Source organism: Mobiluncus mulieris ATCC 35243 (assembly GCF_000160615.1).
GTDB lineage: Bacteria > Actinomycetota > Actinomycetes > Actinomycetales > Actinomycetaceae > Mobiluncus > Mobiluncus mulieris.
This window is the reverse complement of sequence record NZ_GG668522.1, coordinates 1-5601: the sequence shown is the minus strand read 5'-3', so window position 1 is coordinate 5601 and position 5601 is coordinate 1. Positions and strand designations below refer to the sequence as shown.

General features: G+C 53.6%; 1 protein-coding gene and 3 rRNA genes. All 4 read right to left on the bottom strand.

The window, feature by feature from the left end:
• Positions 1 to 120 precede the first annotated feature (120 nt).
• Positions 121 to 237 (bottom strand): 5S ribosomal RNA (rrf, locus tag HMPREF0577_RS10460).
• 233 nt (positions 238 to 470) lie between these two features.
• Positions 471 to 3593: ribosomal RNA gene (locus HMPREF0577_RS10455) — 23S ribosomal RNA — on the bottom strand.
• Positions 3594 to 3599: 6 nt separating this feature from the next.
• The gene (locus HMPREF0577_RS11705) at positions 3600 to 3851 is read right to left on the bottom strand and encodes a hypothetical protein (RefSeq protein ID WP_139020762.1); all 252 of its coding nucleotides are present in this window, start codon (positions 3849 to 3851) and stop codon (positions 3600 to 3602) included.
• Positions 3852 to 3864: 13 nt separating this feature from the next.
• A 16S ribosomal RNA gene (locus tag HMPREF0577_RS10445) occupies positions 3865 to 5402 on the bottom strand.
• The 16S, 23S and 5S rRNA genes sit together here, the layout of an rRNA operon.
• Between the last annotated feature and the right edge of the window lie 199 nt (positions 5403 to 5601).

The window sequence follows — 5601 nt, the reverse complement described above, 5'->3', positions numbered from 1 at the left end:
TTTAAAATCGTTTCTTCCCTGGTCACAGCGAGGGACAAAATCAGTATAAAACCCAGCGTTGAATACCAGTTTAAATATGTTTGTACCTCGGCTATGCCGAGGTACAAACATTAAGTTTTAGTGCGGCGGTTTCCTACTCTCCCACAACCCCTCGGTTGCAGTACCATCGGCGCGGGTAGGCTTAGCTTCCGGGTTCGGGATGGGTCCGGGCGTTTCCCTACTGCTATGACCGCCGCCACACTGGCGGGCTGTATATCAACCTGTGATACTGTCTCTATCAACAGGTCAGACTCACACCATAGCCCCGACATGCCATTGTTTTCCCTTGTTCCCTACAAGAAAAACAACGGCACACGACACAGGCTGGTGGGCTGGTTTTCGTATAGCGGTAGCGAGTATAAGTAACACAATAAATCACTATCTTGTTTCAGCGTGTCCCAGAATAGGCTCTGTCCCCTGGACACTATGTTTTGTTGTTGTTATCGGCCGATTAGTACCGGTAGGCTCCACATGTCACCATGCTTCCACGTCCGGCCTATCTACCCCGTCATCTACAGGGGGCCTCACCACCACAAGGATGAGGGAGTTATCATCTTGGAGCAGGCTTCCCGCTTAGATGCTTTCAGCGGTTATCCCTCCCGAACGTAGCAAACCAGCCATGCTCTTGGCAGAACAACTGGCACACCAGAGGTTCGTCCGTCCCGGTCCTCTCGTACTAGGGACAGGCCTCCTCAAAACTCCAACGCACGCAGCGGATAGGGACCGAACTGTCTCACGACGTTCTGAACCCAGCTCGCGTACCGCTTTAATGGGCGAACAGCCCAACCCTTGGGACCAACTCCAGCCCCAGGATGCGACGAGCCGACATCGAGGTGCCAAACCATGCCGTCGATATGGACTCTTGGGCAAGATCAGCCTGTTATCCCCGGGGTACCTTTTATCCGTTGAGCGACCACGCTTCCTCAAGCCATGGCCGGATCACTAGTTCCTACTTTCGTACCTGCTCGACCTGTCAGTCTCACAGTCAAGCCCTCTTGTGCACTTACACTCAACACCTGATTGCCAACCAGGCTGAGAGAACCTTTGAGCGCCTCCGTTACCGTTTAGGAGGCAACCGCCCCAGTTAAACTACCCACCAGGCACTGTCCCTGACCCCGATCAGGGGTCTAAGTTAGGAACCCACTTACAACAGAGTGGTATTTCAACAATGACTCCACCAACACTAGCGTGCCAGCTTCACAGTCTCCCACCTATCCTACACAATCGCAAGCGAGCACCAATACCAAGCTATAGTAAAGGTCCCGGGGTCTTTCCGTCCTGCTGCGCGAAACGAGCATCTTTACTCGTAATGCAATTTCACCGGGCTCACGGTCGAGACAGCAGGGAAGTCGTTACGCCATTCGTGCAGGTCGGAACTTACCCGACAAGGAATTTCGCTACCTTAGGATGGTTATAGTTACCACCGCCGTTTACTGGGGCTTAAATTCACCGCTTCACCAAAAAAGGCTAACAGTTCCTCTTAACCTTCCAGCACCGGGCAGGCGTCAGTGCATATACAGCGCCTCACGGCTTAGCATGCACCTGTGTTTTTGATAAACAGTCGCTTCCCCCTATTCACTGCGACCACAACCAACTCAAAACCGTAAAAGCCATCACCAGTCATGGTCCCCCTTCTCCCGAAGTTACGGGGGCATTTTGCCGAGTTCCTTAACCATGATTAACCCGTCCGCTTTAGTATTCTCTACCTGACTACCAGTGTCGGTTTAGGGTACGGGCGGCTAAAACCTAACGCCGAGGCTTTTCTCGGCAGCACAGGCACACTGAACTTCAACCATAAACAGTCTCACCATCAAGCCTCACCTTCGCCATTCAAGACAGCCCCCCGGATTTCCCTAAGGGACAGGCCACACTCTTAGACGCGCCAAGCCATAAGACACGCGCCAGCTACCTCACTGCGTCACCCCTGTTAACACGCTTGACTACTAAACCACGGGACCCCAACAACACCAACCCAAACAAATCCGAAAACCTGTCTAGGAAAAACATCATTGGTTAGCACACAGCTCCTCGCCACTGACGGTTTTTCGCCGGTACCGGAATATCAACCGGTCACCCATCGACTACGCCTGTCGGCCTCGCCTTAGGACCCGACTCACCCAGAGCGGACAAACCTAGCCCTGGAACCCTTAGTCATCCAGCGGGAAAGATTCTCACTTTCCACTCGCTACTCATGCCTGCATTCTCACTCCCACCAAATCCACCAGACCTCACAGCCTGACTTCAACTCTGGCAGGACGCTCCCCTACCCAACAACACCACTAACAACACTCAATGCTGCCGTGTACACGTGTCGATGCCGCGACTTCGGCGGTACGCTTAAGCCCCGCTACATTATCGGCGCGGAACCACTTGACCAGTGAGCTATTACGCACTCTTTCAAGGATGGCTGCTTCTAAGCCAACCTCCTGGTTGTCTACGCGACTCCACATCCTTTCCCACTCAGCGCACGCTTAGGGGCCTTAGTCGACGATCTGGGCTGTTTCCCTCTCGACCACGGAGCTTATCCCCCGCAGTCTCACTGCCACGCTTAACTTAACCGGCATTCGGAGTTTGGCAGACCTCAGTAACCAACAAGGCCCATCAGTCAACCAGTAGCTCTACCACCAGCAAGAAACACGCAACGCTGCACCTAAATGCATTTCGGGGAGAACCAGCTATCACGGAGTTTGATTAGCCTTTCACCCCTACACTCAGCTCATCCCCCCGGTTTTCAACCCAGGTGGGTTCGGTCCTCCACACGCTTCTACACGTGCTTCAACCTGGCCAAGCGTAGATCACCCCGCTTCGGGTCTATATCATGCGACTCAACGCCCTATTCAGACTCGGACTTTCCCTACGGCTACCCCACCACGGGTTAACCTCGCCACACAACATAACTCGCAGGCTCATTCTTCAATAGGCACGCCATCACCCCACAAGGCTCTGACGGATCGTAAGCGCCCGGTTTCAGGTACTATTTCACTCCCCTCCCGGGGTACTTTTCACCATTCCCTCACGGTACTAATACACTATCGGTCACCAGGAAGTATTCAGGCTTACAAAGAGGTCTTTGCAGATTCAAGACAGATTACACGAGTCCGTCCCTACTCGGGGACACGCACCAACCCAAACGCATTCCAACCACCTACGGGGCTATCACCCTCTACGGCCTGCCATCCCAGACAGTTCAACTCAAAACACGCCAAAAGCCCTGCTCCCATGCGGAAAGCAGCATGCGACCCCACAACACCCCACCAGCAACGCCCGCACGCTTGACACCAGTAGAGTTTAGCCATAAATCCGCTTTCGCTCGCCACTACTCACGGAATATCTTCTCCTGCAGGTACTAAGATGTTTCACTTCCCCACGTTCCCCCCAACCCCCTATCAATTCAGAGATTGGTGACCAGCAACAAAACTGGCCGGGTTCCCCCATTCAGGCACCCTCGGATCAAAGCCCGCTCGACAACTCCCCGAGGAATATCGCAGTCCACCACGCCTTTCATCGGCCCCTGGTACCAAGGCATCCACCGAACGCCCCAAAAAACAACCAACAAACAGTTACACCAGAAGAACAAACACTAAAACAAGAACAAAAAAACTTGCATCACAGATACTCGCACCACTATACAAAAACCAACCAACCAACCAAACCAACCACAACAAGACAAAACCCCACTGCAGCCAGCCGGCCAGGCATGTAAGCCCAAACCCCGATAGCGCCCCCACCCAAAACAGGCAGAACATGTAATCCATCCACACGCATATCCATAAACCAGACAACACCAAAACAAAACAAAACAGTCCAGTCAACGATGCTCCCTAGAAAGGAGGTGATCCAGCCGCACCTTCCGGTACGGCTACCTTGTTACGACTTCGTCCCAATCGCCAATCCCACCTTCGACCGCTCCCCCCAAAAAGGCTAGGCCACGGGCTTCGGGTGTTACCAACTTTCGTGACGTGACGGGCGGTGTGTACAAGGCCCGAGAACGTATTCACCGCAGCAATGCTGATCTGCGATTACTAGCGACTCCAACTTCATGGGGTCGAGTTGCAGACCCCAATCCGAACCGAGACCAGCTTTAAGAGATTAGCCCCACCTCACGGTATCGCAACCCTCTGTACTGGCCATTGTAGCATGCGTGAAGCCCAAGACATAAGGGGCATGATGATTTGACGTCATCCCCACCCTCCTCCGAGTTAACCCCGGCAGTCCCTCACGAGTCCCCACCATAACGTGCTGGCAACATGAGGCAAGGGTTGCGCTCGTTGCGGGACTTAACCCAACATCTCACGACACGAGCTGACGACAACCATGCACCACCTGTACACCACCCCGAAGGCCACACCATCTCTGGCATGTCGCAGTGTATGTCAAGCCTTGGTAAGGTTCTTCGCGTTGCATCGAATTAATCCGCATGCTCCGCCGCTTGTGCGGGCCCCCGTCAATTCCTTTGAGTTTTAGCCTTGCGGCCGTACTCCCCAGGCGGGGAACTTAATGCGTTAGCTACGGCGCAGAAACACAGGATAGCATCCCCACACCTAGTTCCCAACGTTTACAGCGTGGACTACCAGGGTATCTAATCCTGTTCGCTCCCCACGCTTTCGCTCCTCAGCGTCAGTAACGGCCCAGTGACCTGCCTTCGCCATCGGTGTTCCTCCTGATATCTGCGCATTCCACCGCTACACCAGGAATTCCAGTCACCCCTACCGCACTCAAGCCCGCCCGTACCCACCGCAGACCAACAGTTAAGCTGCTGGCTTTCACGACAGACGCGACGAACCACCTACGAGCTCTTTACGCCCAATAAATCCGGACAACGCTCGCGCCCTACGTATTACCGCGGCTGCTGGCACGTAGTTAGCCGGCGCTTCTTCCCCCGCTACCATCAACACACCCAAAAGCATGCCTTTTTCACGAGAAAAAGGAGTTCACAACCCGAAGGCCTACACCCTCCACGCGGCGTCGCTGCATCAAACTTCCGTCCATTGTGCAATATTCCCCACTGCTGCCTCCCGTAGGAGTCTGGGCCGTATCTCAGTCCCAGTGCGACCGACCACCCTCTCAGGCCGGCTACCCGTCAAAGCCTTGGTAAGCCATCACCCCACCAACAAGCTGATAGGCCGCGAGCCCACCCCATTCCAGAAAAAACCTTTCCAAACCACACCATGCGATGCAGCCTGAATATCCAGTATTAGCAGCCGTTTCCAGCCGTTATCCCAAAGAAAAGGACAGGTTACTCACGTGTTACTCGCCCGTTCGCCACTAATCCACCACAGCAAGCTGCGGCTTCATCGTTCGACTTGCATGTGTTAAGCACGCCGCCAGCGTTCGTCCTGAGCCAGGATCAAACTCTCCAACAAAAAACCAAAAACAACCCCAACCAAAAAGCCAGAGCCACAAGATTTCAAGCCAGAAAAAAACCTGACAAAACCCCGTTATTCACAAACAGAAAACGAGACAAAAACACTAACAAACCCCACCCCAAAACAGGGCAGGAAAAAAACAAAACGCGTAAACAAAAAACAAAACACTATCGAGACCAAAACCAACAAACCCACT